The sequence below is a fragment of the Brevibacillus laterosporus DSM 25 genome (genome assembly GCF_002706795.1).
GTDB lineage: Bacteria > Bacillota > Bacilli > Brevibacillales > Brevibacillaceae > Brevibacillus_B > Brevibacillus_B laterosporus.
This window is the reverse complement of the sequence record NZ_CP017705.1, coordinates 4,194,175-4,216,484: the sequence shown is the minus strand read 5'-3', so window position 1 is coordinate 4,216,484 and position 22,310 is coordinate 4,194,175. Positions and strand designations below refer to the sequence as shown.

The window sequence follows — 22,310 nt, the reverse complement described above, 5'->3', positions numbered from 1 at the left end:
TTCCTCCCCTTTTTGTTACGTATCTTCATGTGAATATGTAGACTTTGAACTGTATTTTAAAAATAGCGCAAGAATAAAATTGATAGTAGCATGAACAAACATAACTGTGATCAGACTATTGGTCCAGGTAAAAAGTACGCCTAGTAAATAGCTTGTAAGAAATACCATTCCAATGAGTATAGGTTTTTGTAAATATCGAAAATGAATAGCTGTGAACAGTAAACTTGTCCAAAAATTCCCGACCAACTCATAAACCACACCACGAAAAAGCCATTCTTCACTAATTCCTACTGCAACGCAGAGTAAAACCGTAGTTGGAATGGAAAGGGAACGAAAAATTCGTTCATTCATCCCACCATCATCTATCCAGTTTGGTAGAACTGTTTTTTCAATAATAATATTACTAGCTACAACAAGGATGATCAAAATGGCTGCATATCCGAGGTAAGCAGGGTGCAAAGTAAAAAATAGATGCCACAGTTCTGTCTTGGTATAAAGAAACCATGATCCTAGTATGGCAATCAAGAGAACAATGCCTTGTGTCAGCCATAGATTGAGTAGCAACGTACGGTCGTCTAATTGATCTAGCTGATTGTTTCTGTTCACAATGAAGCGGTCCCTCCCTCGTTTGATGGTCTATGAGGCAACAATCGCTCCAATGCTTCTTGCAGATTCCAGGCTGATTCCTGAGCAACCCTTTCCGGTTTTGTAGACTCAAGATAAAGAGTTCTGTTGATCCCACAAGCTCTACAGCATGATTCGGGGTTGTTTATCAGCCTTTCCCCAAAATAGGCTAGCAATGATTCTCGATAACAACCAGATGACCGAATCCACTCCTGCATATTCCCCAATTTTGCATATTTAGAACGCTTTACTAGCTGTATTCGTTGCTTCATAGTAGCAAGGACTACCTGGGGATCATGCGGTTGAAACCAGTAGGTATAACCGCTTTTTCCTAGTTGGACACTACGGACAGCTCCTGCTTCCTGTGCATAATAAAATAAGAATCTAGTTACATTTTCACCAATACCAATAGCTGCAAAAAGTTCCTCATGTGTGAGTTTTTGCTCATACCCCTCTCTTGCTAGAACAACAGAATCAGATGCATGAACTGAATTACGAAGCAACTCTAAAAAGGCAACTAGCTCTTCATCTGTTGGATATTCATTTTGGAAAAGACGGTGATGAATATGCACATCCTCTTCCTGTACATACAGGCAAGCATATCCGGGGTGTTGATCGCGCCCAATCCGTCCAACCTCCTGTGTGTAAGCCTCTATGCTTGCAGGAAGATGATAGTGGATAACAAAGCGGATATCTGACTTATCAATCCCCATTCCAAACGCATTCGTTGCAATAATCACATCTAATTGATTCGCAATAAATTGCTCTTGAATTAAAATACGCTCCATCGGGTTCATTCCACCATGAAAGCCACTTACTCGCTGAATTCCCTCCCGCTGGCACAGCAAGACTAGTTGATCTACTGCTTGTCTTGTGCTGCAATACACGATGCCTGGCTTTTGGCACTCACGTAATTGAGCAAGTAATTGTGTTTTCTTGTCCGCCTCATCGCTGGCTTGATAAAGATCATAGGCAATGTTAGAACGATTCACACTATGTCGGATCTGATTATCGAGGTCAATATCAAACAAATGTGCAATCTCTTGCGCTACGCTATGTGTTGCAGTAGCCGTAACAGCTAGCACAGGAGGTTGACCTAATGATTTAACCAGAGACGGCAGTTTTAAATAATCCGTGCGAAAGTCATGTCCCCACTGTGAAATGCAATGAGCCTCGTCAATCGCTACCAAGGACACTCCTCTTTTTTGAAGTAGTCGGATGATAGAAGGTTGTTGCAACTTTTCGGGGGAAATGTAGACAAGCTTGTATTTGCCCGCTTCCAGCTCATCTACTATTAAACGAATTTCGTCGCGATCCAAGGAACTATTTATGTAAGTCGCTAGCCGATGTCCGTTTTTTAATAATTGCTGAACCTGATCGACCATCAAGGAAATTAACGGGGAAACCACAAGTGTGATGCCAGGTAGCAAATAAGCCGGAACTTGGTACGTAAGCGACTTTCCCCCACCTGTAGACATGATTCCAAGTACATTTTTCCCTTGTAAGATTCGACTAATAATCTCCTCTTGTCCAGTACGAAACGTAGCGTGACCAAAGTACTGTTGTAAGATAAGACGAATTTTCTTCATATTTGTTTCCATGATGACGCTCCTCTAAGGGCTAAAGCCAATCGTATTTGCAAATAACTGTAGTCATGACCCAATTCATCCTTTAACAGTCGCAATCGTTTGGTTTGTAATCGCTCGCTCGCTTCATGCACGAATTCAATTTGTTGCTCGCTCACCCAACGTCCATACTTACAAGGAAGAGACATTAAGGCTACTTCAATCAGGTGATCCTCTACAGTATTTAACTTAATGGCACGCCTAGAAGCAATTTCCTCAAGGGTTATATCTTTTTGGAGCATTTTATATGTTTCCCAAGCACTCATACTGATTGGAGGCTTTTGTGCTGATTGAAGCTGGCATAGCTTTTGTAACAATGGAAATTGCCCTGACTTGTTCTCTTTTACCTCACAATACATGCTACTCCAAATCGACAGCAACTTTACCTCCGTGAATAGAAATGATTCACGAAATTGGTAGGCAATTTGCCGAGATGTGAGACCTACTTGTGAAGCCCCTGTCCATTGCAAAAAAAACTGCTGTTGCAAGCTTGGCTCAAGCATGTCCATAAGCAGATAGAGCTCAGCTACTAATCCATCAAGCCAAGCTGCTCGTCCTACCGGTTCTGCCAGCAGTTGCTTTATTTGACGTTGGATTTCTCTATTTTGCACAATTGGTGAAAAATGAGCGTTGGCATACAAAAGCTGAGAAATAGTTTGGACCATGAGCAAAGCCTGTAAACGAAACAAGGATGCTTCCTCTGTTATCGAAATCCCATTAATCTCAGATAACCACCGTTCCAACTGATAGGTTTTATTTTGTTCACAAAGTTGTTGATAACCAGAACTAGTTAGCTCAAAGCTTGATATAGCATTCTTTTGCGCTACATTAGTATTTGAGACCCACTTTTTTTCCATGAGATTTTTCATGGTTTGCTCCCACAGCCCTCTTGAAAGCCAAGGGAACAGCCGATAATAGGAGTGGAGGTTAAAATTATTCACATCCTGCCAAACTTGATTAGCTTTACGTCCTTTTACCATGTAGTAGAGAGATTGAGGAGTTCGTTCCCCTTGCAACACAGCTAGTCCGTTCAACACAACAGTTTCAAAAAAATGGAAATCTTGTTCCTCCATGGATCAAAGTTTCTCCTTCACGATTGATTCATTTCATTATTTTATCATGGAAACAGCGACAAAAAATGATTTGTAATGTTTTTGCTTTAGACGGAGGGATACCTATGACAAAGCGTTTGTCCAAGCACGAGTACATCGTTACATACATGATTATCTTATCATTAACTTGTTTGGTTGTCGGATTTTTTTGGGGAGCAAACGTGGTTCAATCTAAAATGAATCAGCAGCTATCCCAACTCCAGCAGTTAACACAACAAACACATAATCAAGAAAAACTCATTCGTGAAAAGAAACTATATCCCGAGCAAGATTTCACCAATTATTACTACAGTTTTTATGAACCACTAAGCACTTTTCAAACCGATTATTTTTATTATGTAGCCAACTTACAAGGAAAAACATTGCAAGAACAAAAAGGAGTTCATGACCAACTTAAACAAGTGGTACAAGCTAAAATTAAACAACTAGAAACAGTTCATATCGGTGATAGTTCTCCATTGCTGGTTGCATCTAGAAATCAATTTTTGAAAAGCCTACATACCTTACATAATAGTTTAACTCAAGCCATGGCAGATGCTAAAGGCAGTCACTACTCCTCCGAAGACATTGCAGCCTTAAGACATGCCAAAGACTTTCAATCAGAATATTTGCAAGCTCAAACGAAATTTTATCAAGCTATTGCTATGTGGGAGCAAATCTATGTACTACAACACTCTATTGGGGATGTTGATATTACCTCGCTGACATTTGCAGCTTGGGATACACTGCCTTTTCATTATCGTAATTACATATCTGCTCGTTATATGGAGAATATTAGAAGCATACCTCAATTCTTTCCTCAGGATTTGACTGCTTCTATCGATGCCCGTATAAAAAATAAAGAGACAGTGAAATTAGGCTGGCAAAACATCCCGTTTGGTGTTAATGTATTGATTGCAAGCAATGGGGTACATGCTGGAGATTTTGTACAAGTAAACAAAAATATCTATCCTGCCCTAACATTGCCTGAAGTGCCGATTTATCATAAATAAAATCGTGTTCTCGGTACATATTTAGACGCGATTCATTCTTGTAATCGGCATAAAGTAATTATACAATAATTGTGTAAGCTGGACGTACTATCAAGGGGGCAGGAGGTGAAACCATAATGACTACATGGGTAGATAAAGATACCTGTATTGCGTGTGGAGCCTGTGGCGCCACAGCTCCTGATGTATTTGATTACGATGATGAAGGTTTGGCGTTCAACACGATTGACGACAATACAAACACTGCTGAGATCCCTGATATCTTACACGATGATGTTCGTGATGCAGCAGACGGTTGCCCAACTGACTCTATTAAAATCGACGGTTAATCGATTGCAATCAAATAAGGAAGACCAAAACCACTTATCTCTGCTTTAGCAGTGTGAGTGGTTTTTCTTCTGCTCAAATCTGGTATACCCCAATAAAATTCTCTTTTTTTATAGGTAAGTTTACTTCCTAAAATCCGAATATTTTTCCGTAACATTTTTATTTATCACTCCCTCATTACCTGTTGAACCACATCGCATTTTTATTATTTTTTGTCATTTATCTCTCGTTTTCTACCGGTTAGTCCCATTTTCTTCATATTACAAAAACCGTACATTCAACTGCTTTTTCATCATGATTATGTAACTCCTCCATTTATTTACGAACAACTATGGCACCACACAAAAACAATGTTCTTTCTTTTTCTATTTTTCTTCTTGACGCTACTGTTGTACGGTGATAAAGTAAGTTCTAACTTTAACAGCTACATACGAAACAACTTTGACGAAGAGATGCTTTTACAGGAAATCCTCAGAGAGCCGGTGGTTGCTGCGAACCGGTGATTCCGTTAAAAGATGAGCACTTCCGAGTTGGCAAACCCAGCCCGCTTACGGTCGTAGGTTTGAACGGATGATCCGTTATCTCTCAGGTCTTGTTACCTGGTAAGGTTCTTTTTTGCGAAAAGAAGAACAAATGAGGGTGGTACCGCGAATATAACTTCTCGCCCCTCACTACATCATGTGTTTTGTAGTGGGGAGGCTGAGAGGTTTTTTTATATGCTCAAAAAGCAAGATTCTACGTGTAAATAAGTAATAGAGATATATTTAGGAGGATGAGAATCATGTTCAAAGAGAAAATCATATTACGTATTCCTGGCCCTACTCCAATTCCACCTCGCGTGCAACAAGCAATGAACCGTCCCATGATCGGTCATCGCAGTGGTCAATTTTCTCAAATACTATCTGATGTAGCTGAGAAAATAAAACCGGTATTCGGCACTACACAACAAGTGTACGTACTCGCAGGAAGCGGTACAAGCGCATTGGAAATGAGCGTAGTCAATACTTTGCAAGCAGGAGATGAAGCAATCGTCACGATTAGCGGAGCTTTTGGCGAACGATTCGCAAAAATCTGCGAACGTTATCAAATTAAAGTTCATCGTCTAGAGGTTGCTTGGGGAGAAGCAATTACCCCTGAACTCTTGCAAGATTTTCTAGTGCAGCATCCCATGGCAAAAGCTGTTTTTGCTACCTATTGCGAAACATCCTCAGGTGTTTTAAATCCAATTCCAGAATTATCACAGGTCGTCAAAACGCACAGCAACGCTCTATTTATTGTAGATGCGGTCAGTTGCTTAGGCGCTGTGCCTTGCGAAATGGATGAGTGGGGTCTGGACATCGTTGTAACAGGTTCGCAAAAAGCATTTATGCTACCTACTGGACTTGCTTTCATTGCAGTAAGCGAACAAGCTTGGAAACGTATTGAACAGATCACTCCTCAAGCCTTCTATCTTGATCTCAAGGCGTATCGCAAAAGTATGGCAGAGCAAACAACGCCTTATACTCCTGCCGTATCACTCGTGTTTGGATTAGAAGAAGTGGTAGCAATGCTCGACGAAGAAGGACTTCCTCAGGTATTTGCTCGTCATGAGCTTATGAAAAAAATGACACGAGCTGCAATGAGAGCATTAGGATTGCCATTAATGACAGCTGATGCATACGCCTCTCCAACTGTTACATCCGTAGATCCTGGCGATTTATTTAATGCTGAGGAACTACGTAAGATATTGCGCACCAAGTATAATGTGATCATTGCTGGTGGACAGCAGCATTTAAAAGGTAAGATTTTCCGCATTGGTCATATGGGCTATTGTGATCCACAAGATATGTTGACTGTAATTTCACTCATTGAAATCTCTTTGCAGCAGATTGGTTATGAAACGACATTAGGTGCCGGTGTACGTGCGGCTCAGGAGGTATTGATTCAACATGGATAAATTTCGCGTATTAATAAGTGATCCCCTAAGTGAACAAGGTATTCAGCAACTACTGGACGCTCAAGATGTGATCGTTGAACAAAAAACAGCTTTATCACCGAGTGAATTACTTGAGATCATCGGGCACTATGATGCTCTATTGGTCCGGAGTCAAACACAGGTGACTGCTGAAGTCATACAAGCAGCCAAGAAACTAAAAGTAATTGGTCGTGCAGGTGTTGGTGTCGACAATATTGATATTAACGCAGCCACGGCAGCCGGTATTGTAGTCATCAACGCTCCAGATGGCAATACGATTTCCACTGCTGAGCACTCTTTTGCAATGCTAATGGCAGTAGCCCGCAACATTCCTCAGGCTCATAAAAAGTTGGTTGATGGAACATGGGATAGAAAAAACTTTCAAGGTGTAGAGCTTCATAATAAAACCTTAGGAATTATTGGGATGGGTCGAATTGGTTCGGAAGTTGCTAAACGAGCAAAGGCTTTTCAAATGAACGTAATTGGTTACGATCCTTATTTGACAAACGAACGTGCTCAAAAGCTTGGGGTAACAAACGGCACTGTGGATGATATCGTTACACAAGCAGACTTTATCACCGTGCATACTCCACTAATGAAAGAGACCAAACATCTTTTAAACGACAAGCAATTTGCTAAAATGAAACCTACCACTCGTGTTATCAACTGTGCACGTGGCGGAATTATTGATGAAAAAGCCTTGTTACATGCATTAGACAACGGACTGATTGCTGCAGCCGCACTTGATGTATATGAAGAAGAGCCTCCTGTAAATAATCCATTGGTAGGACATCCACGAGTTGTTACAACTCCTCACCTAGGGGCATCTACTGTGGAAGCTCAAGAAAACGTTGCAATTGATGTATCCGAAGAATTACTTAAAGTATTACGTAATGAAACTTTCAAAAACGCAGTAAACTTACCTACTGTAGATGCTCATTTGATGGAATGCGTACAACCCTTCTTCTCACTCTCAGAGAAATTAGGACAATTCTTAGCTCAGCTCACAATCGGTGCATTACAAGAAGTGAAAATTACGTATAGTGGAGAATTATCAGAAATGAGCACCTCTCCATTAACTCGCACGATTTTAAAAGGCTTATTAGCTTATCGATTAGGTGCCGAAGTAAACTACATTAATGCACCCTATCTAGCAAAAAAGCGGGACATCTCGGTTACAGAAGAAAAATCAACAATTTCTCGTGGTTTTACAAACTTAATCACCGTGACACTCCGCTCCAATCTAGAGACAAGAACTATTGCTGGTACTCGCTTAAATGGCTTTGGTGATCGAATTGTTAAAATTGATCAGTCCACCATTGATGTACAACCCCAAGGCTACCTAATGTACGTTCAGCATAATGACCGTCCGGGTGTTATTGGATATGTTGGCAGCGTGCTTGGTCAAAACGGTGTCAATATCGCCACCATGCAGGTAGGTCGCAAGGATGTAGGCGGGGATGCCATTATGATGCTAACAGTCGATAAACCACTCAGTGCTGAACTGTTGGATGAACTAGGTCAATCCCTTGAAATCTCTAGCGTAACGCAAATTGAATTGTAATCAGGAAAGAATCAAAGAAAAGTATAGATTAAACTTTAGACAGCCAAACTGGTAGAGATTCTGCCTTTTTGGCTGTTTTTCCCAAAAGTAAAAAGTCAAGTACAACCAAAAAAGCTAGGAGGAAATCATAATGGGCAGCCAGGCTTATCTTGCGCTTACGTTCTTTCTTCTTACGTACGCATGTATCATCAGTGAAAAAATTCATCGAACAATTATTGCGATGGTTGGTGCTGTCCTGCTGATTATAACAGGCATTGTCAGTCAAGAACATGCACTTCATTACATTGACTTTAATACACTTGGGCTTCTGATTGGTATGATGATCCTAGTAGCAATCACTTCTCAGACTGGTCTTTTTAAGTATATGGCGATTAAAGCTGCTAAATTAGCGAAGGGCAACCCCTCTATGATTCTCATCTATCTTAGCTTGATTACAGCGCTGGCTTCCGCATTTTTAGACAACGTAACCACTGTCTTATTAATTGTTCCCATCACTTTTAGTATCGCTCACTCCCTTAGAGTAAATCCCATTCCCTATCTCATTAGTGAAATTTTAGCCGCTAATATTGGAGGTACAGCAACATTAATTGGTGACCCACCAAATATCATGATCGGTAGCGCTGTTCCTGAGCTAGACTTCATGGCTTTTCTAACAAATCTAGCCCCTATCATTGTGCCTATCATGACCGTAACGCTTGCCTTATTATATTTTATTTATCGTAAGCAATTAGTGACAGCTCCAGCTTTGCAAGCAAAAATTATGGAATTAAATGAAAAGGAAGAGTTGACCGACATCCGCTTAGTAGTAAAATCTCTTATTGTGCTAGGTCTTACCATCACAGGTTTTGTTATTCATAACCTGCTGGGATTAGAAACAGCTACCATCGCTTTAACAGGTGCTTTTTTCTTATTATTGTTAACCGGTGAAAACTATTTAGAGGATGCTTTGTTACAGGTAGAATGGACAACCCTGTTCTTCTTTGTGGGGCTATTTATTTTGGTAGGTGGATTAGTAGAAACAGGAGTAATCGATTTACTGGCGAAGAAAGTAATGTCACTAACAGGCGGAGGAGCTATGAGCTCTGCTTTTCTCATTCTCTGGTTAAGTGCGATCGCATCAGCATTCGTCGATAACATTCCATTTGTGGCTACGATGATACCCCTGATTAAGGGCTTAGGCCATTTGGGTATACAAAATATAGAGCCCCTTTGGTGGAGTTTATCACTTGGAGCATGTCTAGGCGGAAATGGAACTGTAATCGGTGCTAGTGCTAATGTTATTGTGATCGGTTTGGCAATGAAGGATGGTTATCGCATTACATTTCTAGGCTTTATGAAAGTCGCTTTCCCACTCATGCTCCTCTCCATATTGATGGCTAATCTCTATGTGTATCTAGTTTATTTCATGTAAAAGGAGGAAGAACTATGGTTACGTATACGTACAACGAAGCATTCATCCACATTGAAGAAACACAAAACGAGAAGGATGTCACCTTTCGTGTAGAAGTAAAATCAGAGGTAATGCGCGATCGTATTAAAGAATTGCGTAACTATCTAAACAATGACAAAGACTATACAGACGCATTATTTTATACCGATCAGCAAGGAGTCTTTGAAATAATCGTTCGTAATGATTACTATTTGAAATTTTTAACTGAAGCCTTCCGCTTTCATTGTTTAGAATCCCTAAGTTGGAGCGAATAGTAGGACTATCTAAAATCACTTTCAGTTGTAAAAAAAGCCAAGTGCTTAGGATGAAACTCCTATTGCCTTGGCTTTAATACTTGGATTACAGCAACTTAACCAGTCAGGAAACTTGGTATTAAAAACTACGTATGCGTTATTCCCCTGCTCATTAGGCTTTTACTCTGCTCTTTCTAAGCATATTGATGGACTCAGGGCCACCATCTTCTTTTTTTGTGGTTTTCTCCGCTGGTTTAATGGCAAATAAAGAAAGAATCGCTGCCACCAAGCAAATTCCCGCTACTGTCAAAAACAAAAAGCGATGCGAAACTGTAATCAAATAGGCAAATAGCGGCGGACCAGATGCAACTCCAACAAACCGGGCACTATTGTAAAACGCCGTAATAGTTCCTCTCTCTGCTTTATCAAAGCGTTTAGTCAAAAGAGCATCTAGACTTGGAAGTGTCGCACCAATGCCGGCACCACTAACACATAAAAGAATAAGGAACAGATATATGCTCTGTGGCTGGCTAAAGCTAATCCAAAGCATACTGCCAAACAGGATCAACATTCCCGAAAAGGACAACCACTTCATTAACTGCTTATTTTCTCCAATTAGCCTCCCTGTCACATAGGATACAAGGCATAAGGATGCTAATGGTATTGCTAGAACTAATCCTTTTTTTATGCCTTCCCACCTATACTGATCCTCTAACACGGACGACAAATGAAAGAGTACTCCAAATAAAACAAGCATAGAGATACACCCGATAGCAAACACCGCATATAGCCAACGACCCTCTGCTTGAAAAATAGCCAGAATGGACTTTTTATATTCTTGGAAGCTTTTTGGTGTTTGTTTCTCCTGTGGAGCTTTAACAAAAAAGGCTACTAGTAAAAGAGAAACTAGGCAAAAAATAGGTGTTGCCAAAAAAGGTAAATACCAGATCAACGTCGCTAACCAAGCGCCTAATACAGGAGATAGCACTTTTCCAAAGGTATTGGATGTTTCAATAATACCTAAACCAGAGCTAACCTCCTTTTTATTTTGATACATGTCCCCAATTAACGGCATAACAATAGGAAACGCTCCAGCCGCCCCCACTCCTTGCAAGGTACGACCAACTAGAATCATCATATAAGGATTTGCCATTTTCCAAGCTGCCCAACCTGATAGCAGACCACCTAGGCCAGCAATCAGTAGACTCGGTATGATAATGGTTTTTCGACCAATGCGATCTGACAAAAAACCTGCCAGAGGTATAAGTAAAATAGCTACTACAGAATACGTAGTAATAAGCATACTTGCTTGCAAAGGAGAAATCCCCAGCTTCTTTTCCATAATTGTCAAGACTGGAATAAGCATGGAATTACCCAATGTCATGACAAGAGGGATTGATGCCACAGAAATAAGGTCCCACGTTTTTTTGTCTTTCATAGTAGATTAGCTAATGACCTTTCCGAAAGCAGAAATAGAGATGATGATCATGTTGTTTTCCTCCCTCAACTCATACTTCTTTTACTATTCCTTTTATGTATTTTGTTATGAAAGGTAAATTTTAGTTAGTTGTAGCCAGTCCACAACAAGAAAAAGCATGCGAAGACAACTGTAGTTGCTCACATGCTCTTCACAAATCGATGTTTAATTAAAACTCAATCGTTGCAATTTCACTTACATCACGCAAAATAAATTCTGCATTCGCTTGTTCAAATTTCTCCCGAGCTTCTTCTCCTGTTAATCCTGTCAAAGTAGCTGCAAACTGACAACCAATTGATCTAGCAGCCATTAAGTCAGCAACGGAATCTCCAACAACTAGCAGATTCTGACGTTCTTCCTCCGTTAGCTGACAGGAAAGTGCAGCAGAAACACCTTTGCCTCTCGTCAAATAACCTTGAAAGTAGCAGTATGGATGTGGCTTGGAGAGTGGGGCAGTGTCTGGGAATTGCTGTTCTGCTTCCAATACATGGGAGGCAGTTACAATACGATCTGGGTCAAAGAACTCTAAAATCCCAAGCTCTTTTAGTGGAACATACGTCTCGATAGAAGGGCGTCCTGTACCTACGCCTAAGCGATATCCTCGATCACGCAAGCCTTGTAGCACTTCTCTCATAACGGCTGGTTCAATGATTGGAATTTCATCTGACAAAAATCCTCTTTTTCCTACCTGGTGGGCTGCTCTACCTATGGAGTCTGCGATCAGCCCGTCGCCTAGATACCATTCTTGGAATGTCTCTTGGCATAGTTCCCACAGCGAGCTAGTTCGCGCAAAAATGTTAGTTGATATTCCACATTTTTCATAGGCGATTTGATTGAGATAGAGTAGCATCTCACTCTTCTCTACATTTCCTTTTGTAAAATCCGAAACAAAAGCAGCATAGTCAGGAACAAAGGAGAGATTTTCCGATCTCACCAAAGCTTGAATTTTTCCAATCTCTTCTCGACCAATTTGATTCGTTAACAGTGCACGAACTTCCTCTGGCTTGGATTCTTGTAATTTTGCAACAAGACTAACAAGATGGTAAGAAACAACTAAATACACCATATCCCAGTTAGAGTTAATCCCCTGGGCTTTCATAAAGGTCAGCACCTGGTCATTTGCAAAAATTTCGGAACGGACACGTCTGATCACCTTTTCCTCAGGAGCTGGCACGAAATCCTGTCCCTCTATTCCAAGATATTTTTCGCTAAATAACATTTCCCAAATCGTCAGAGAAGAAGCATCAAAATATCTTTCCTCGCTTAGAAATACACCATCCACATCAAATAAAATCGTTTTGTTCATCCCCAAAAAACACTCCATTCTCTCATCCATCTTACTCTCTATCTATGTGATGACTGGTATTGTAATGGTAAAGGTTGTTCCTTCCTTCATCTTACTTTGAACAGATATTTTTCCGTTATGGGCTGCTACAATGTTTTTTGCAATAGCTAAGCCTAATCCAGTTCCTGCTCGACCACGAGTTCGAGCTTTATCTGCTTTGTAAAAACGCTCAAAAACAAATGGTAAATCCTCTTGAGGAATTCCACTACCTGTGTCGATGACCTCAATGGTTATTTTTCCTGTATCCTCATTCTTTATACGAACAGTGATAAGTCCGCCATCGGGAATATGACGAATTGCATTGTCAATTAAATTGGTCAGCACTTGCTCCATTTTGTCCGGATCAAAAGAAATCCACCCATAATCCGTTTGTATATCAAGCTTGATGTCGACATTACGTTCTGCCGCTCTGTTCGCAAATTTGCGCAATACTCGTTCGAAATAAGGAAGAAGCTCTGTTAGTTCTTCATGGAGCTCCACATGCCCTGCTTCCATACGTGCTAAGCTTAACAATTCATTTACTAGCTTAGTCATCCTAACTGATTCATCATAAATAATCTTTGCTAGCTCCTTATGTTCCTCTGGAGTGGAAGCAATACCATCTACAATGGCTTCACTATAACCCTGTAGCATGGACAGAGGCGTTCTTAATTCATGCGAAATATTTGCAACAAAGTCTTGGCGTAATTTGTCCAGTTTCCGCTCTTTAGTCATGTCCCGCAGTACAGCGACAGCTCCTCGAACTTGATTGTGATCGTATAGCGGTACCATCACAACAGACCAGAAACGCCCTTGTGCTTCAAAATCTTCCATTACTTCTTGTTCTGAGAGCAACATTTTTTGATACAATTCCTGAATAGGCAAAGGACGACCTTGATTTTCAAAAGCCCAATCCCGAGTAAAATCTTCTGCCTGAGGATTGGTTAATACGACACGCCCTTTTTGATCCAGCATGATAACGCCATCAATCATACTACGTAAAACAGTTGCCATTTGCTCCTTTTCATGCGACAGAGCATTTACTACATTACGAAGTTTTAGCGTCATGACATTAAAAGCAGCCGCTAATTCTCCAATTTCATCAGTCGATCGAAGCGGTATCTCCGTATTAAATTCTCCTTCAGCGATACGTTGAGCAGATTGTTTAATCTGACGCAATGGTGAAGTGATACGTGAAGATAAAAAGAACGCGAATACTGTCGTTAAAATAAACCCAATGACACCCACAACAAAAATAAGTTGTCTAATCTCCAGATAAGTACCATTCACTTCTTGGATGGCTTGATATAAAATAAGTGCGGATTTTTGTTTTCCATCAAAGGAAATAGGAATAGCCATGGCCAGAAACTGTGTGTGTTCAAGACTATCTGAAGCTTTATCTCCAAAAATCAAACGATTAGGTCCGACCTGTTTTCCTGCAAAAGCATCAGCTAAGGGAAATCCCCCGCTATTTAATAGCTTATCCAGAGTAATGGACGGTTGTTTTTCATCAGTCGTTTCATGAACAAGAACGCGTTTTTGCTCATCTACCACAAGCAGACCTGTATGGTACACCGTCAAGAGTTTGGAAGCCATCGTTAGCATTTCTTTTTGATCACGCACAGTTTCCAGATTAGCAGCAACTTTTGTTCCAAGAAGAGCCAAATCAGCCGACTGCTTTTTCAGATAATAACTACCAAAGGACTGAACAAGCAAGAGGCTGAAAATCGTAAGTACCACCGCGAATAACGCTATGATTGTCATCCAAAGCTTTCCGACAACACTTCGCAGGATATTATCCACTTATTTAGGCACCTCGAGTTTGTAACCTACGCCCCAAACGGTTGAGATCATTTGAGCAGCGTCAGGAGAGACTTTGTTTAGCTTTTCTCTCAGGCGTTTAATATGCGTATCCACGGTTCGCAAATCTCCGAAGAAATCATAGTGCCATACGTCCTTTAGTAATTCTTCCCGTGTAAATACTTTATCTGGAGATAATGCTAAATAATGCAACAACTCGTACTCTTTTGGAGTCAGATTTACTTCTACACCATTCGCTGTAACCTTGTGTGCATCATGATCGATCGTTAACTCTGGAAAAACCAGAATGGAATGACTCGATACCGTATCCGTTTTTAAAAAAGCAGTAGCAGAAGAACGACGTAAAATCGCTTTTACACGAAATACAACCTCACGTGGACTAAACGGTTTTACTACATAATCATCTGCGCCAGCCTCGAAACCGTTTACCCGATTGGTTTCTTCTCCTTTAGCGGTCAACATGATGATTGGCGTCGCTTTTTGCTCACGAATTTTTTCACAAACTTCGATTCCATCCATACCAGGCAGCATTAGATCGAGCAAGATAATATCATAATCTTGATTTAGTGCCTTATCTAAGGCTTCTTCTCCATGCTCTGCCTCATCAATATAGTAATTCTCTCTCTCCAAATACATCTTTAGCAGGCGACGGATTCTTTCTTCGTCGTCTACGATGAGGATTCTTTCTTTCTCCACCCGGATCACCTCTGCTACAACATTGAAATTAATTGTTAAATGAGTACTACAACCTACCTATCTAAAATAGCCTATACGTCTTGATAGTACAAGTAAAAAGCTGGCGTGCGACCAGCTTTTTTACTTGTTAGCAAATTTTTAGAGCTAAGCACCTGCATAAGAGTGCAAGCCTACGATCACCAAATTTACTACAACCAGCGTTACTAATATAATAACAAACCCTAGTACTGCCATCCAAGCAGATTTTTCTCCAATCCATCCTTTTGACAAACGAAGGTGCAAATAAACACTATAAAAGAGCCATACAATCAACGCCCACGTTTCTTTTGGATCCCAACCCCAGAAACGCCCCCATGCTTCATTCGCCCAGATCATAGCGAAAACAAGCGCTCCTAACGTAAAAATAGGGTATCCAATAGCAATTGCACGGTAGCTAATCTCATCGATTAGCTCTGGATCAATATCATCTAAAGATGGTTGAATCGCTGCTGCAATACGTTTACGTAAAATCAATCGTAAGAGACCATAAAGCACAAGTCCTGACAATACGGACCAGATCATCGTATTAAATTTGCGAGCCGCATCTTTCCCATGCATAAAGGACGGGGCTTCAAATAATGGCTTGATTGGACCCTCTTTGATGATTTTATACTCTTGTGGTGCCACAATTGCCGGCAATTTATACTCGACCTGCTGCATATTTTTAACAATAGCCGGGTTATTTTCATCATAAACCGGAAACTCAAAGGTGGTTCTCAGACTTGGTGAGGAAAAGGATGCCGATACAACAATAAAACCAACCATCATTAAAACAACACTTATGGAAAATTCTAACCAAAAGGTACTTGCTGATTTTTTGATTTGCGGAATAGTGCGAATTAAGTACATGAGCCCCGCAGCAAATCCAATTGCCAAAATTCCTTCCCCAAGCGCTGCTGTAGTAACATGAATCTTTAACCAGTAGCTTTGTAATGATGGAATAAGTGGCGTCACCTCTTTTGGAAAAACACTAGCATAGGCTAGCATAATAGCTGCTAGCGGCATCGCGAAGGCGCCCAGTACCCCTAGCTTGTAGATATAATAAAGCAGTAAGAATGCGGCTACAATACATATTGACAAGAAGGAAATAAATTCGAACATATTGCTGGTAGGGATACGCCCAGAAGCAGCCCATCTTATGATAAATTGCCCCAAATGGCCTAAAAATCCAATTACAGTGATTCCCACGCCAATCTTTGCATATCGTGCCTGGTGCGCCTTTGCATCCCTGTTAGACCAACGTTTTCCCGTGATTGCTACCGCAAATACTATCGTAGCGATCAAATACAACACAAAGGCGATCAATAATAGATTGCTACTTATCTGTATCAATCGTGAGAACCCCTTTCTCTACGCTTTCTTCTTCGATTTTTGTTTATCTTGTTCAAGAATGAGTTCCAATGGTAACTCCAATTGTTTCACCAGATTCTTAACTTCCTGTTGTAAACCAAACCAGTTTTTATTGGTGTGACCGGCTAGATACAGCTCATTATTTGTAACATGCACCCAAATCCGGCGATGTTGCCAATAGAAGCCCATGACTAACCCAATCATCGTAATAAAAGCCCCGAAGTAGATTAACGGAATCATGGTATCCTTACGCACCAATAAGCCGCTTGAATCAATGATATCAGGCTTATGTACTTCTAAAATGAAGCGAGGTGATTTTGTATTTTCAATAAACCCACCGGCTACGTATGCTAATCGTTCGCTCTCATTTGTTTTCGAATCAATAAATTCCAATGCAACCATCGGATTATTTGGTAAAGTTGTTTTGGTCGTCGGTACCCCATCTTTGCCTAGCTCAAAATCTGGGAAATAATCCATGACACGCACAACGTAATGATTGCCTACTTTTTGTTCCTTTTTAGGCTCATACAAATCAATTTTAAACGAGCCAACTCTCTTTTCCTTCTCTTTGGCATCATATAAATCAAAATTAAGTGCGCCCAGCATTTGTTCTCGACGATCCAATTGGTATAAAAGAATTCCCTCGTAAGTCAGCGGATGATTTACGGTAATTGATCCTCTTTTGACTTCCACCAATTTGGGCTTGGCTCCCGCTAGCCCTTCATTTTCATTTTTGTATAAAACAGCATCAGTCTGGTAGTTCTTCGGAATTACTTGCCCTTCTTGTAACGGAAGATCTTCAGCAAATTCATCCTTTGTATAATATTCAGTCTTATAATCTAGATTTTCAATATAGAGCTCAGTTCCTGGCACTTTTACGGTTTGCCCTTCACGCACCCAAATCGTATCCTCTAAGAAGAATTGTGGTACACCACGCAGCAATACACCTAACAAGAAAATAATCAGTCCAATATGATTCACATAGGGACCCCATCTACTAAACCTTGCTTTTTCTCCCAATACGGAATTACCTTCCCGATAGACGCGATAGCCTTTTTTCTTATACCAGCTCTGCACTTGTGCAAGCTTTTCTTCACCGGAAAGTCCCTCCGGTAGTAACATATCTGCGTGTAACTTCTGCCCTTTATAAAACGAAAGATGCTGATTCAAACGTGGTTTATTCAACGCTTTGTACAACGGTATTACCCGGTCTAAACTACAAATAACCAATGATATTCCTATCATTACTAATAAGGAAACAAACCACCAAGATCCATACATTTCATGAAAGCCTAAAGCGTAATACACCTTACCAAAAAAACCGTACGTTTGTTCATAAAATAAAGCTTTGCTGGGTTCATCTAGTAAAGGGACCGGGACATATTCTAACTGCGGCAGGATTGTACCAACTCCTGCCATCACCAAGGTAATGATTATTATGATGATTGCGATTTTTACAGAAGAAAAGAAGTTCCAGACTTTATCCACTACCGAGGTGGAATAAGTCTGGGAACGGCGAGCTGTCCCTTCATAACGCATATCAGGAAACGCTTTCTTTTCATCTATCTCTTTAACAGGCTGTAAAAGAGGTATACCGCAGGATTCACACAAAAGCGTTCCCACCGGGTTGGTGTGTCCGCATTCACATTTTCTTTGATCCATGTTCGTGTCCTCGCTTACGGTTTAGTTTGTCTTGACAGGTCTAATCTTTTCGAGCGCGGCATTTATTCTCTTTTCATTCATTTGTCCAAGGATGATATCTTGGACGATACCATCCTGATCAATATAAAAAGTACTAGGCATTTGTCCAATATTATATACTTTTGTAACTTCTCTCTGCTTATCCATCAAAATGGGAAACGTGGTTTTTACCTGACGGACAAACTGCTCAGCAGATACCTCCGATTCTCCCACGTTGACCCCTACGATTACAATATTTTGATCCTTATTGGCAAGCCATGCTTTTTCTAAGTCCGGCATTTCATTTCTACAGGGCTCACACCAGGAACCCCAGAAATTAAGGATGACTCCCTTACCTTTTAGATCAGCTAGTGTCATCGTCTCACCATCCAAGCTTTGCAAACTGAAATTAGGTGCCCTATCCCCTTTTTTAATTTCGTTTGGCTTGGCAAAGCTTGTATACACAGCAAAAACGAGAGCAACTAACAAAACTCCCAAAATGGCAACTCGCATTGATGTTCTTTTCTGTTTATTCACATTTGCTCACCTGACTTTGTTCAGAATCGTTCCAATTATTACTCATTCTTTCTTTATTATAGCTTGCCGCTATTTTAAACGAATTGGATATTTTGAACAACTTTTGAACGATGTGCAGTTAATCACAAACGTTTGTTCGTTTTCTTTCTAACTTTTTTTAACTCACTCCGCAATCGTTCTACTTCTCCCTTTTGTAAAAAACGATATGTACCGAGATCAAGATTGCCTAACGTAAGAAAGCTAACCTGAATTCGTTGCAAAGTAATTACGGGATGTCCAATTGCTTGACACATCCTACGTACTTGACGATTACGGCCTTCATGAATGGTCAGCTCAATTAATGTGCGATTTTTCTTGGCATTTCTCTCCAAAATTCTTGCTTTCCCAGGAGAGGTGATTCCGTCCTCCAACTTAATACCCTTAGCTAGTTGTAAGACACTTTCCGTTGTGGGCATTCCTTTAACCCAGGCCCGATATACCTTATCCATCTCAAATGACGGATGAGCCAAGCGATTAGCCAATTCTCCATCGTTTGTCATAATAAGCAGACCCGATGTATCAAAATCTAAACGCCCCACTGGATAGACCCTCTGAGGAATTTTTTTGATCAGATCACGAACGGTTTTACGTCCTTCAGGATCACTCATGCTTGTAATGACACCTGTTGGTTTGTTGAGTAAGACATAGACATGTTCTTCTTGTGCTATGGACTTGTTATCAACCAGAATTTGATCTACGGAGGCATTTACCTTTGTACCTAGCTCCGTTACCACTTGTCCATTTACTTTTACTCTACCTTGCTTTATCAGTTCTTCACAGCTGCGACGTGAGGCGACACCCGCTTGTGCCAGCACCTTCTGCAAGCGTTCTTCCATATAGACCACCCCTCACACATTCTACCTATTTCCGGCAGGTTGGACAAGAGCACGGTTGGCAAAGATTGCAAGTCAACCATACATAAGCATCTTTTTTTGAAAAATACACATAGCACGGGAATCATAAGCAACTATCTAAAAAACAAATAAGAATGCTTATCTTATAGGTTTGAGCAAGATGCCACTCATTATCCGTAAAGAATACCACTGAAAAATGAATAAAAAAAGCTTGTATCATAGATTATCAATCATGACGCAAGCTTTTAAAAAATCAGTTTATAAATGTGAAAGAAGTGAAGTGTTTAAATTAGATTCGGGTTTAAGAAAAAATATAATAAACAACTACTAAAGAAGCGACTACACCAATCAAATCCGACCATAGCCCTACTTTTAATGCATACAATCCATTTTTGACGCCCACCGCCCCAAAATATACGGTCAACACATAAAAGGTTGTATCAGTGCTACCCTGCATCGTGGAAGCAAGTCTACCAATCATAGAATCGGGACCAAATTGCGCAATCAAATCTGTTGTAATGGCAAGTGACCCTGTACCTGACAAAGGACGTAGCAAAGCCAATGGGACAATTTCAGAAGGGATATGAAGCAATTGGAGTACGGGCTTCATCGCTTGTAATAAAATATCTAAAGCTCCTGACTCACGAAACAACGTAATGGCCACCATCATCGCTACTAAGTGAGGTAATATTTTGATGGTTGTGACAAGTCCTCCCTTAGCTCCTTCTATAAAAGTGTCATAGACTTGCACTCTTTTATACCATCCGTAAGTTAAAACAAAGGAAATAAAGACCGGAATTGCCCAAAGCGATACGACATTGATCAGTGAGTACAAGCTAACTCCCTCCTTTAACGGGACTTGCGCTTGTAGCGCAGACGGTAGACACGATCAAGCAGTAGGGCAAAAGCTGTTGCGAAAAAGGAAGCGAGCAGAGTTGTACCCACTATTTCAAAAGCATTCGTTGAGCCATATTGCAAGCGTATTGCGATCATAGTAGTAGGAATAAGTGTGATACTGGCCGTGTTAATGGCAAGTAAGGTGCACATAGCTGGGGTTGCGATATCTTTGTGGGGGTTTAATTTTTGTAGCTCCTCCATTGCCTTAATTCCCATTGGAGTAGCAGCATTTCCAAGCCCGAGAATGTTGGCGCTCATGTTGGAGAGAATGTAGCCAATGGCCGGATGTCCTTTAGGTATATCGGGGAAAAGCTTTTGCACAATGGGAGATAACCAGATTGAGACTAGATGTAAAAGTCCGGATTTTTCGGCAATTTTCATGATCCCCATCCAGAAGATGAGGACGCTGAGAAGACCAAAACAGACAGTAACGCCTGTTTTGGCACCTTCAAATATCGATTGACTAATAATTTCCATACGTCCATTCACAGCTGCTACAATCACGCTGATAATGATTAAAATGAGCCAAATGATATTAAGCATCAGGTAATCCTCCCTTCAGCAATTGGGAGACATGCTTCCAGACACCATTTGGTGTGGTTTTTTGAAAGGTATCTGTTACTTTTATTTCTCGTACAGTAAGTGGTATTTTGCCAATGGAAGTTGTGCCTAAGTAGATCTCAACAAATCCAACATGCTCACTTACCTCTTTTTTTCCTACCTGCTTTTGAAACAATTGAACTTTTTTACTCACGTTCTGCTCTTCTCCAGCCTTAAGTGGATAAGTAAAGTCAGCTAATGAAACCAACTCAACCTTTCCCTTGTCCTCCAGTTTAATCGCTTGGGGAGCATCCCATTTTTCGCCTTTGTGAATTAAAGAGCTTTCTTTGAACTGTTGAAAGCCATAGTCGAGTAGTGTAGCATGGTCATTCCAGTCATCCGGTGCATTAAGCGTAACAACGGCCACTTGTCGCCCATCTCGGCTTGCTGATGATGCTAAGCAACGTTTTGCAAGTTTCGTATAACCTGTTTTCACTCCATCCGCTCCGTTATAGAGATGGAGCATTTTATTTTTGTTTTGCAACCTGCGGTCCCATTTCTCGCCTTCCCACGAAATACTTTTTACTTTTGTGGAGACAATCTGCTGAAATTGTGGGTTTTGTAAGGCATAGGCCGATAATTTAGCCATATCAACAGCTGTTGAGTAGTGCTCCTTGCTATTATCTAATCCATGCGGGTTCATAAAATTACTTTGATCCATGCCGATGTACATGGCTTTTTCGTTCATCATTGTGGCAAATCCTTCAATAGAGCCCCCTACCTGCAAAGCAATCGCAGCGGCCGCATCATTTCCAGAACGAAGCATCAAGCCGTATAGTAATTCTTCTAAGGTCAGTTTCTCCCCTCTTTTTAAATAAATGGAGGAGCCTTCAACTCCTATGGCTTTGTCAGGTACAGTAACCACTTTTTTTATATCGGTTGCTTCCATTGCAACAATGGCCGTTAACGTCTTCGTCAGGCTGGCAATTCTCATTTTCTTACTTCCATTTTTTTGGTACAGAATACGTCCTGATTCAACATCAATAACCGCAGCTGCTTCCGCCGAAATCTTAGGTGCTAGCGATGCCCATGCACGAGGTTGTGGGCCTAAATAGCTAACGCACAAAAGAAAAACGACGAGTACGCCGATTATTCGTTGGTATCTCATAGTGTCCTCC

21 protein-coding genes and 1 other annotated feature are annotated in these 22,310 nt (G+C 40.7%); of the genes, 6 read left to right on the top strand and 15 right to left on the bottom strand.

What is annotated here, in order from left to right; all coding sequences use genetic code 11:
- Positions 1 to 15: 15 nt before the first annotated feature.
- The 3 genes from BrL25_RS20165 to BrL25_RS20155 are packed head-to-tail and all read right to left on the bottom strand — an operon-like array spanning position 16 to position 3,322.
- Entirely contained in the window at positions 16 to 606 is a 591-nt protein-coding gene (locus BrL25_RS20165) for a CPBP family intramembrane glutamic endopeptidase (protein ID WP_018670165.1), read from the bottom strand.
- A complete protein-coding gene (locus BrL25_RS20160) occupies positions 603 to 2,225 on the bottom strand; it encodes a RecQ family ATP-dependent DNA helicase (protein WP_018670166.1) in 1,623 nt (540 codons plus the stop codon). The genes BrL25_RS20165 and BrL25_RS20160 overlap by 4 nt, the downstream gene beginning before the upstream one ends.
- Positions 2,210 to 3,322, bottom strand: coding sequence for a helix-turn-helix domain-containing protein (locus tag BrL25_RS20155; RefSeq protein ID WP_018670167.1), 1,113 nt, complete (start codon positions 3,320 to 3,322; stop codon positions 2,210 to 2,212). The genes BrL25_RS20160 and BrL25_RS20155 overlap by 16 nt, the downstream gene beginning before the upstream one ends.
- A gap of 104 nt (positions 3,323 to 3,426) precedes the next feature.
- On the opposite strand from BrL25_RS20155, the gene BrL25_RS20150 reads away from it, so the two are divergent.
- The gene (locus BrL25_RS20150) at positions 3,427 to 4,353 is read left to right on the top strand and encodes a hypothetical protein (RefSeq protein ID WP_018670168.1); all 927 of its coding nucleotides are present in this window, start codon (positions 3,427 to 3,429) and stop codon (positions 4,351 to 4,353) included.
- A gap of 116 nt (positions 4,354 to 4,469) precedes the next feature.
- A complete protein-coding gene (locus BrL25_RS20145) occupies positions 4,470 to 4,679 on the top strand; it encodes a ferredoxin (protein ID WP_018670169.1) in 210 nt (69 codons plus the stop codon).
- On the opposite strand, the gene BrL25_RS24930 is transcribed toward BrL25_RS20145, so the two are convergent.
- On the bottom strand, positions 4,676 to 4,834 hold the full coding sequence (locus BrL25_RS24930) for a hypothetical protein (protein ID WP_018670170.1): 159 nt from the start codon (positions 4,832 to 4,834) through the stop codon (positions 4,676 to 4,678). The two genes, BrL25_RS20145 and BrL25_RS24930, sit on opposite strands and share 4 nt — an antisense overlap.
- A gap of 275 nt (positions 4,835 to 5,109) precedes the next feature.
- Positions 5,110 to 5,349 (top strand) — a binding site (T-box leader).
- A gap of 109 nt (positions 5,350 to 5,458) precedes the next feature.
- Between BrL25_RS24930 and BrL25_RS20140 the strand changes: the two genes are divergently transcribed.
- The 4 genes from BrL25_RS20140 to BrL25_RS20125 all read left to right on the top strand — a co-directional run bounded on the left by BrL25_RS20140 (position 5,459) and on the right by BrL25_RS20125 (position 9,899).
- A complete protein-coding gene (locus BrL25_RS20140; RefSeq protein WP_018670171.1) occupies positions 5,459 to 6,613 on the top strand; it encodes a pyridoxal-phosphate-dependent aminotransferase family protein in 1,155 nt (384 codons plus the stop codon).
- Positions 6,606 to 8,195: a phosphoglycerate dehydrogenase gene (serA, locus tag BrL25_RS20135; protein ID WP_018670172.1), complete on the top strand. Its 1,590-nt coding sequence runs from the start codon at positions 6,606 to 6,608 to the stop codon at positions 8,193 to 8,195. The genes BrL25_RS20140 and serA overlap by 8 nt, the downstream gene beginning before the upstream one ends.
- 130 nt (positions 8,196 to 8,325) lie before the next feature.
- The gene (locus tag BrL25_RS20130) at positions 8,326 to 9,606 is read left to right on the top strand and encodes an ArsB/NhaD family transporter (protein WP_018670173.1); all 1,281 of its coding nucleotides are present in this window, start codon (positions 8,326 to 8,328) and stop codon (positions 9,604 to 9,606) included.
- Between the two features lie 14 nt (positions 9,607 to 9,620).
- Positions 9,621 to 9,899 carry a hypothetical protein gene (locus BrL25_RS20125; RefSeq protein WP_018670174.1) on the top strand — a complete coding sequence of 93 codons (279 nt, stop codon included), beginning with the start codon at positions 9,621 to 9,623 and terminating at the stop codon, positions 9,897 to 9,899.
- A gap of 151 nt (positions 9,900 to 10,050) precedes the next feature.
- Here the strand turns inward: BrL25_RS20125 and BrL25_RS20120 are convergent, their stop codons facing one another.
- The 11 genes from BrL25_RS20120 to BrL25_RS20070 all read right to left on the bottom strand — a co-directional run bounded on the left by BrL25_RS20120 (position 10,051) and on the right by BrL25_RS20070 (position 22,300).
- Complete coding sequence (locus tag BrL25_RS20120; protein ID WP_018670175.1) at positions 10,051 to 11,316, bottom strand: bacillibactin exporter BcbE; 1,266 nt, start codon at positions 11,314 to 11,316, stop codon at positions 10,051 to 10,053.
- A 208-nt stretch (positions 11,317 to 11,524) separates the two neighbouring features.
- Positions 11,525 to 12,661: an HAD family hydrolase gene (locus BrL25_RS20115; protein WP_026315019.1), complete on the bottom strand. Its 1,137-nt coding sequence runs from the start codon at positions 12,659 to 12,661 to the stop codon at positions 11,525 to 11,527.
- A gap of 42 nt (positions 12,662 to 12,703) precedes the next feature.
- Positions 12,704 to 14,482: an ATP-binding protein gene (locus BrL25_RS20110; RefSeq protein WP_018670177.1), complete on the bottom strand. Its 1,779-nt coding sequence runs from the start codon at positions 14,480 to 14,482 to the stop codon at positions 12,704 to 12,706.
- Positions 14,483 to 15,196, bottom strand: a complete 714-nt coding sequence (locus BrL25_RS20105; protein WP_018670178.1) for a response regulator transcription factor — start codon at positions 15,194 to 15,196, stop codon at positions 14,483 to 14,485.
- A 144-nt stretch (positions 15,197 to 15,340) separates the two neighbouring features.
- Positions 15,341 to 16,567 carry a c-type cytochrome biogenesis protein CcsB gene (gene ccsB / locus BrL25_RS20100; RefSeq protein ID WP_018670179.1) on the bottom strand — a complete coding sequence of 409 codons (1,227 nt, stop codon included), beginning with the start codon at positions 16,565 to 16,567 and terminating at the stop codon, positions 15,341 to 15,343.
- An 18-nt stretch (positions 16,568 to 16,585) separates the two neighbouring features.
- Positions 16,586 to 18,247: a cytochrome c biogenesis protein ResB gene (gene resB / locus BrL25_RS20095; protein ID WP_018670180.1), complete on the bottom strand. Its 1,662-nt coding sequence runs from the start codon at positions 18,245 to 18,247 to the stop codon at positions 16,586 to 16,588.
- 21 nt (positions 18,248 to 18,268) lie between these two features.
- A complete protein-coding gene (gene resA, locus BrL25_RS20090) occupies positions 18,269 to 18,802 on the bottom strand; it encodes a thiol-disulfide oxidoreductase ResA (protein WP_018670181.1) in 534 nt (177 codons plus the stop codon).
- 122 nt (positions 18,803 to 18,924) lie between these two features.
- On the bottom strand, positions 18,925 to 19,677 hold the full coding sequence (locus tag BrL25_RS20085; protein ID WP_018670182.1) for a pseudouridine synthase: 753 nt from the start codon (positions 19,675 to 19,677) through the stop codon (positions 18,925 to 18,927).
- A 319-nt stretch (positions 19,678 to 19,996) separates the two neighbouring features.
- Positions 19,997 to 20,530, bottom strand: coding sequence for a spore maturation protein (locus BrL25_RS20080; RefSeq protein ID WP_018670183.1), 534 nt, complete (start codon positions 20,528 to 20,530; stop codon positions 19,997 to 19,999).
- A 14-nt stretch (positions 20,531 to 20,544) separates the two neighbouring features.
- A complete protein-coding gene (locus BrL25_RS20075) occupies positions 20,545 to 21,135 on the bottom strand; it encodes a nucleoside recognition domain-containing protein (RefSeq protein ID WP_018670184.1) in 591 nt (196 codons plus the stop codon).
- Positions 21,128 to 22,300 (bottom strand): D-alanyl-D-alanine carboxypeptidase family protein, encoded by a 1,173-nt coding sequence (locus BrL25_RS20070; protein ID WP_018670185.1) that lies wholly within the window; start codon positions 22,298 to 22,300, stop codon positions 21,128 to 21,130. Before BrL25_RS20070 ends, BrL25_RS20075 begins: the two co-directional genes overlap by 8 nt.
- Positions 22,301 to 22,310 lie beyond the last annotated feature (10 nt).

What these genes read in the sequence shown, in the direction of transcription:
- BrL25_RS20160 (WP_018670166.1), bottom strand. Translation starts at nt 2,225, where the DNA reads ATGGAAACAAATATGAAGAAAATTCGTCTTATCTTACAACAGTACTTT.
- BrL25_RS20155 (WP_018670167.1), bottom strand. Translation starts at nt 3,322, where the DNA reads ATGGAGGAACAAGATTTCCATTTTTTTGAAACTGTTGTGTTGAACGGA.
- BrL25_RS20150 (WP_018670168.1), top strand. Translation starts at nt 3,427, where the DNA reads ATGACAAAGCGTTTGTCCAAGCACGAGTACATCGTTACATACATGATT.
- BrL25_RS20145 (WP_018670169.1), top strand. Translation starts at nt 4,470, where the DNA reads ATGACTACATGGGTAGATAAAGATACCTGTATTGCGTGTGGAGCCTGT.
- BrL25_RS24930 (WP_018670170.1), bottom strand. Translation starts at nt 4,834, where the DNA reads ATGTTACGGAAAAATATTCGGATTTTAGGAAGTAAACTTACCTATAAA.
- BrL25_RS20140 (WP_018670171.1), top strand. Translation starts at nt 5,459, where the DNA reads ATGTTCAAAGAGAAAATCATATTACGTATTCCTGGCCCTACTCCAATT.
- serA (WP_018670172.1), top strand. Translation starts at nt 6,606, where the DNA reads ATGGATAAATTTCGCGTATTAATAAGTGATCCCCTAAGTGAACAAGGT.
- BrL25_RS20130 (WP_018670173.1), top strand. Translation starts at nt 8,326, where the DNA reads ATGGGCAGCCAGGCTTATCTTGCGCTTACGTTCTTTCTTCTTACGTAC.
- BrL25_RS20125 (WP_018670174.1), top strand. Translation starts at nt 9,621, where the DNA reads ATGGTTACGTATACGTACAACGAAGCATTCATCCACATTGAAGAAACA.
- BrL25_RS20120 (WP_018670175.1), bottom strand. Translation starts at nt 11,316, where the DNA reads ATGAAAGACAAAAAAACGTGGGACCTTATTTCTGTGGCATCAATCCCT.
- BrL25_RS20115 (WP_026315019.1), bottom strand. Translation starts at nt 12,661, where the DNA reads ATGAACAAAACGATTTTATTTGATGTGGATGGTGTATTTCTAAGCGAG.
- resB (WP_018670180.1), bottom strand. Translation starts at nt 18,247, where the DNA reads ATGGATCAAAGAAAATGTGAATGCGGACACACCAACCCGGTGGGAACG.
- BrL25_RS20085 (WP_018670182.1), bottom strand. Translation starts at nt 19,677, where the DNA reads ATGGAAGAACGCTTGCAGAAGGTGCTGGCACAAGCGGGTGTCGCCTCA.
- BrL25_RS20075 (WP_018670184.1), bottom strand. Translation starts at nt 21,135, where the DNA reads ATGCTTAATATCATTTGGCTCATTTTAATCATTATCAGCGTGATTGTA.
- BrL25_RS20070 (WP_018670185.1), bottom strand. Translation starts at nt 22,300, where the DNA reads ATGAGATACCAACGAATAATCGGCGTACTCGTCGTTTTTCTTTTGTGC.